Source organism: Virgibacillus senegalensis (assembly GCF_000821245.2).
GTDB classification, from domain to species: Bacteria; Bacillota; Bacilli; order Bacillales; family Amphibacillaceae; genus Sediminibacillus; species Sediminibacillus senegalensis.
Genome location: NZ_LN611421.1, coordinates 67367 through 73529, shown reverse-complemented (window position 1 = coordinate 73529; position 6163 = coordinate 67367). Strand labels below are relative to the sequence as shown.

Genomic DNA, 6163 nt, shown 5'->3' with positions numbered 1-6163 from the left:
ACCGCGACAAGGCTGGGTTTCAGCCTTGTAGAGGAATTGCTTATACAGCGAGGACCTGGGAGTCGGAGCTGGATTAAAACAAAAAGCGTCGCGGGCTTGGTCAGATGCGACACGCATAAGCCAGTCATCGAAAAGCCCTGCATTTATGGGCTTGTAGGGGAATGACTTATGACGCGAGCATCTAGCCCGCAGAGCTGGATTNGGGGCTAAACGTATCACCGAAGCTGCGGATTGTTCTTACGAACAATGGTAGGAGAGCGTTCTAAGTGCAGCGAAGTCAGACCGTGAGGACTGGTGGAGCGCTTAGAAGTGAGAATGCCGGTATGAGTAGCGAAAAAAGAGTGAGAATCTCTTTCACCGAAAGCCTAAGGTTTCCTGAGGAAGGCTCGTCCGCTCAGGGTTAGTCGGGACCTAAGCCGAGGCCGAAAGGCGTAGGCGATGGACAACAGGTGGATATTCCTGTACCACCTCCTTTCCGTTTGAACGACGGGGGGACGCAGAAGGATAAGGAATGCGCACTGCTGGTCATGTGCGTTCAAGCAGTAAGAGAGTCAGATAGGCAAATCCGTCTGGCAATCTCAAGCTGTGATGAGGAGGGAAAATAAGTACCGAAGTTCCTGATTTCACACTGCCAAGAAAAGCCTCTAGTGAGGAAAGAGGTGCCCGTACCGCAAACCGACACAGGTAGGCGAGGAGAGAATCCTAAGGTGATCGGGAGAACTCTCGTTAAGGAACTCGGCAAAATGACCCCGTAACTTCGGGAGAAGGGGTGCTTCTTTTGCGAGAAGCCGCAGTGAATAGGCCCAAGCGACTGTTTAGCAAAAACACAGGTCTCTGCGAAGCCGTAAGGCGAAGTATAGGGGCTGACACCTGCCCGGTGCTGGAAGGTTAAGGGGACGCGTTAGCCCTCGTGGCGAAGCGTTGAACCGAAGCCCCAGTAAACGGCGGCCGTAACTATAACGGTCCTAAGGTAGCGAAATTCCTTGTCGGGTAAGTTCCGACCCGCACGAAAGGTGCAACGACTTGGGCACTGTCTCAACGAGAGACCCGGTGAAATTATACTATGCGTGAAGATGCGCATTACCCGCGACAGGACGGAAAGACCCCGTGGAGCTTTACTGTAGCCTGATATTGAATGTTGGTACAGCTTGTACAGGATAGGTGGGAGCCTTAGAAACCGGAGCGCTAGCTTCGGTGGAGGCGCCGGTGGGATACCACCCTGGCTGTACGGACCTTCTAACCCAGGACCGTGATCCGGTCCGGAGACAGTGTCAGGTGGGCAGTTTGACTGGGGCGGTCGCCTCCCAAAGAGTAACGGAGGCGCCCAAAGGTTCCCTCAGAATGGTTGGAAATCATTCGCAGAGTGTAAAGGCAGAAGGGAGCTTGACTGCGAGACCTACAAGTCGAGCAGGGACGAAAGTCGGGCTTAGTGATCCGGCGGTGCCGTATGGAAGGGCCGTCGCTCAACGGATAAAAGCTACCCCGGGGATAACAGGCTTATCTCCCCCAAGAGTCCACATCGACGGGGAGGTTTGGCACCTCGATGTCGGCTCATCGCATCCTGGGGCTGTAGTCGGTCCCAAGGGTTGGGCTGTTCGCCCATTAAAGCGGTACGCGAGCTGGGTTCAGAACGTCGTGAGACAGTTCGGTCCCTATCCGTCGTGGGCGTTGGAAGTTTGAGAGGAGCTGTCCTTAGTACGAGAGGACCGGGATGGACACACCGCTGGTGTACCAGTTGTTCCGCCAGGAGCATAGCTGGGTAGCTACGTGTGGAAGGGATAAGTGCTGAAAGCATCTAAGCATGAAGCCCCCCTCTAGATGAGACTTCCCATCATTTCAAATGAGTAAGATCCCTCAGAGACGATGAGGTTGATAGGTCCGAGGTGGAAGCGTGGTGACACGTGCAGCTGACGGATACTAATCGATCGAGGACTTAACTTAAAACAAAAAGCGGAGACGACCGTTAAGGTCCGACTGGATAAGTAAGACCGCGACAAGGCTGGGTTTCAGCCTTGTAGAGGAATTGCTTATACAGCGAGGACCTGGGAGTCGGAGCTGGATTAAAACAAAAAGCGTCGCGGGCTTGGTCAGATGCGACACGCATAAGCCAGTCACCGAAAAGCCCTGCAATATGGGCTTGTAGGGGAATGACTTATGACGCGAGCATCTAGCCCGCAGAGCTGGATTAAAAAAACGTGTCAATGTTCATTGAATGTCTTCCCTCTTATCTAGTTTTGAAGGTACATCTTTCTTAAAAGCACCTAAAGGAAGTTCTGTTAAGACCGTTCACGTCCTGTGAACAACACAGAACGACCTGCATCCTGCAGGTCTGGTGGCAATAGCGGAGAGGTCACACCTGTTCCCATGCCGAACACAGAAGTTAAGCTCTCCAGCGCCCATGGTAGTTGGGGCTTTGCCCCTGCGAGAGTAGGACGCCGCCAGGCAAAACAGAAACACCCTTGAACGAGTAGTTCTCATTCAAGGGTGTTTTTTTGTGTATCTTTTTAAGGAAAACTGTAATCATAAATATGTGCTGCTCCCTTCAGCACCTTTCCTATCAATGTTTTTAAGGCAAAAAAAAGGCCACCCTGAGGTTGAAAGTTTAAGTCCGAGGGGGCGGGAGCACAAGGTACATTGTACTATTCTGTTAGAATAAATCCATTATTTACGGGCTGTCCAAATCGTCCAGCGATCTTTTTCATGAATACTTTCAGAGAGAAAGACAAGTTGTTTTTTTATGTAACCAACTAAAATCTCCATTTCTTTATTTGTGAGCTCATGAAGAATGGCACGACCTGTTCTGGCCTTTAGGTCTTGTTCCAAGCAATGTACCGAATTATAATGCTTGCGAGTCTCCCAGAAAATGGTCGAATCGACTTCAGAGAAACCAGATGTGTATAGAAACTGTTCCACATCTTTGGCTAAAGGCCTTCTATCGCGTTCAAAGGAAATCAGGTTGGGGAAAGCTTCAAAAAAATAACCGCGAATATGGTTCTTATTCCCTGGAAGCAAACAATCTTCCAATGTACGGTCCTGTATAAAGGCAATTCCGCCAGGCTTTAATAAGCGATGCATTTCTTCGAATAAAAGAGGAAGATCTGTTAGGTGATGAATAACTGCCCGGTTCAATATTAGGTCAAATTGTTCATCTTTCAATCCTGTGTCAGCAGCATCGCCCCAAATAAATGACGTATTCGCTTCATTTTTACAATACCTTCGAGCTGTTTTTAACATTTCCTCGGAAAAGTCCAAACCAACTATTTCCCTGGCACCCATTTGGGCTAATGCCTTTGTATAAATTCCACCGCCACACCCTAAGTCCAACACCCTTTTGCCTGCAATATCAACGTGTGACAATAAAAGATTTTCCCACAGCGGATCTACATCGCGATTCGTATAGGAGATCCTTAATGCTTTGGAATGAAAATCGACGGCCATAGAATCACCTCCAATAAACACAAACTTTCGACTATTATATAATTGGTTGGTAATAAAATCCATCCTACTTTATAATTAAAAATAGCAATGTACAAACAACACCTTCTCCATTTTTCATAGAATACAATATAATGAATTTCAGAGTTTGCGGTATATGTTTCGTTAGATTAGGAAAGACTAACCTAACGGAGGTGGAGAATGTGGAAAGCAATAGCAAGTTTGAAACATGCGGGATTTGCGGAGTGGAAAAACAGAAAGGTATTCATTTATACACGTTGTATATCTGCTGTGATTGTGAACAAAAAATCATCCATACAGAACCATCTGATGCGGCGTATCAGCATTACTTGGATAAATTGAAAAATATGAAACAAACAACCTTATATTCATAGATGAAAAGCTCTTATTCCATTGGGATAAGGGCTTATCTATTTTATGGAGCAGTAAAAGTGCGGGATGTTATACTGTAAAAAGCAAACGGTGGTTCGTGCCACACTCACTTCTTAGAAAATAGCCAATTCGAAAAAGGATGACGATAATGAACCAACAAATCACTCCGCTATTCGGAGCCTTGCAATCTTTTTCTCATCAACACCCGCTTTCTTTTCATGTACCGGGTCATAAAAACGGGGAGGTATTTGCCGATAAGGGATTAGAGAATTTTGCAGGCTTGCTTCCATTGGACGTAACGGAGCTAACCGGCTTGGATGACTTGCATGCACCGACGGGAATTATAAAAGAGGCACAGGACCTGGCAGCTGATTGGTTTGGTGCTGATGAAACATTTTTTCTGGTTGGCGGAAGCACAGCCGGAAATCTGGCTATGATGCTGACCGCGGCCGTGCTTGGCAGGAAGGTACTCGTCCAGCGTAATTGTCACAAATCTATTTTAAACGGTCTCGAGTTGAGTGGGGTAGAACCGGTTTTCGCTGCTCCGGCATACGATGATGAGGTTGACCGGTATACTGCTCCAGCGTTGGAAACCATGAAGCAGGCAATCGATCAGCATCCGGAGATAGGTGCAATTGTTCTGACATACCCGGATTATTTTGGTACATCCTTTGACCTGAAGGCAGTGGTAGAGATGGCCCATCAGCATCATATCGCCGTACTTGTGGATGAAGCTCACGGCGTCCACTTTTCCCTTTCTGAAAAGTTTCCGGTTTCTGCATTGGATGCAGGAGCAGACATAGTTGTTCAATCTGCCCATAAGATGGCGCCGGCGATGACCATGGCTTCCTTTCTGCATATCAAGTCAAGCATTATTGACAGAGCAGACGTAGCCCATTACCTGCAAATGATCCAATCGAGCAGTCCATCGTATCCCTTAATGGCGAGTCTCGATTTGGCACGTTACTATTTAGCTGGAGTCACGGAGAATAAACTGCAGTCTATCCTCGATAGTACAAACCGCTTGCGCATGGAGCTTTCCAGTGTCGAAGGTTGGAAAGTGGCAGAGATCAGAGAGGGAGTGGATGATCCGCTGAAAATCACGTTGCAAGTAGATAAATGCTGGACAGGCACTCAGGTGGCAAAACTTTTTGAGGAACAGGGGATTCATCCGGAACTTTCTACAGACAGCCACATTCTGTTTATTCATGGTCTAGCTCCTTTTCAGGAATGGGTTAGGCTGAAAACTGCCCTAGAAAAGATTTCTGGGCAATTAAAATTCCTTCCAAACCGTGATACAATAGGAAGTGTAAAGTTTGAACAACAGCAGGTCCAATCACTGGAATTTTCTTATCAGACGATGAATCGGATGAGGAAGGAGTTTCTGAATTGGACGAGAGCGGAAGGCGAAATAGCAGCTCAAGCGGTGATTCCTTATCCGCCAGGTATTCCATTGCTGTTAAAAGGAGAAAAAATAACCGCATCTCATATAAAGATGATAAACTATTTAATAAAACAAGGAATAAATTTTCAAAATCATCATATTGAACAAGGCATACATTGTCTGAGATAGATGCAGCATTAAAGGAGAATAGATGTGCGAGGATATTTTATAACGTTTGAAGGCGGTGAGGGAGCCGGAAAAACCTCGGTATTAAAGGAAGTAGAGAGAAAACTCAAGGCGGAGGGCTATCGGGTTACAGCGACACGCGAACCAGGAGGAATTGAGATAGCGGAAAAAATCAGGCAAATTATCTTGGAACCCTCTCATACTGCCATGGACGGAAAAACAGAAGCACTGCTGTACGCGGCGGCACGGCGTCAGCATTTAATCGAAAAAGTGCTTCCGGCTCTCGAACAAGGACAGACCGTTTTATGTGACCGGTTTGTTGACAGCAGCCTGGCTTATCAAGGATTTGCCAGGGGGCTTGGGATGGACGAAGTATACCAAATTAATCAGTTTGCCATCAGTGGCCAAATGCCTGATTTGACATTGTTTTTTGATATTAGTCCCGAAGTTGGTCTGCAACGGATCGCAGATAATGTTTCACGTGAAAAAAACCGGCTTGATTTAGAAAAACAACAATTCCATGAAAAAGTCTACCGGGCGTATCACATGCTTTTGGAAAAGTTTCCAGAGAGGATTTATCCGATAGATGCCGAGAAAGATTTAGATACCGTAACCGAAGAAGCTTATCGAAAAATTGTTTCTTTTTTACGATAAAGAGGAAAGATAGTATTCTACAAGCAAAGCGAGTAACGGAGTTGCAGGAAGGGTCTGGAACAGTTCGGAGAACGAGGTTGCTTGTTAAAAAATAGAATATTATAAACGTCA

Annotated in this window: 4 protein-coding genes and 2 rRNA genes; 5 read left to right on the top strand and 1 reads right to left on the bottom strand. The window is 46.6% G+C overall.

What is annotated here, in order from left to right:
- Together BN1067_RS19660 and rrf are read left to right on the top strand one after the other, a co-directional pair.
- Positions 1–1941: ribosomal RNA gene (locus tag BN1067_RS19660) — 23S ribosomal RNA — on the top strand; the annotation flags it as partial.
- A 387-nt stretch (positions 1942–2328) separates the two neighbouring features.
- Positions 2329–2444 (top strand): 5S ribosomal RNA (gene rrf / locus BN1067_RS00405).
- Positions 2445–2661: 217 nt separating this feature from the next.
- Here the strand turns inward: rrf and BN1067_RS00400 are convergent.
- Entirely contained in the window at positions 2662–3438 is a 777-nt protein-coding gene (locus BN1067_RS00400) for a class I SAM-dependent methyltransferase (RefSeq protein WP_053216978.1), read from the bottom strand.
- Between the two features lie 200 nt (positions 3439–3638).
- Between BN1067_RS00400 and BN1067_RS00395 the strand changes: the two genes are divergently transcribed.
- From BN1067_RS00395 to tmk, 3 genes are all read left to right on the top strand, one after another.
- Positions 3639–3830, top strand: coding sequence for a sigma factor G inhibitor Gin (locus BN1067_RS00395; protein WP_053216977.1), 192 nt, complete (start codon positions 3639–3641; stop codon positions 3828–3830).
- Positions 3831–3976: 146 nt separating this feature from the next.
- Complete coding sequence (locus BN1067_RS00390) at positions 3977–5401, top strand: aminotransferase class I/II-fold pyridoxal phosphate-dependent enzyme (RefSeq protein WP_053216976.1); 1425 nt, start codon at positions 3977–3979, stop codon at positions 5399–5401.
- A gap of 24 nt (positions 5402–5425) precedes the next feature.
- Positions 5426–6052 (top strand): dTMP kinase, encoded by a 627-nt coding sequence (tmk, locus tag BN1067_RS00385; RefSeq protein ID WP_053216975.1) that lies wholly within the window; start codon positions 5426–5428, stop codon positions 6050–6052.
- Positions 6053–6163: the final 111 nt, after the last annotated feature.

Excerpts from the sequence above, each read along its gene's own strand:
- BN1067_RS00400 (WP_053216978.1), bottom strand. The coding sequence starts at position 3,438 with ATGGCCGTCGATTTTCATTCCAAAGCATTAAGGATCTCCTATACGAAT.
- BN1067_RS00390 (WP_053216976.1), top strand. The coding sequence starts at position 3,977 with ATGAACCAACAAATCACTCCGCTATTCGGAGCCTTGCAATCTTTTTCT.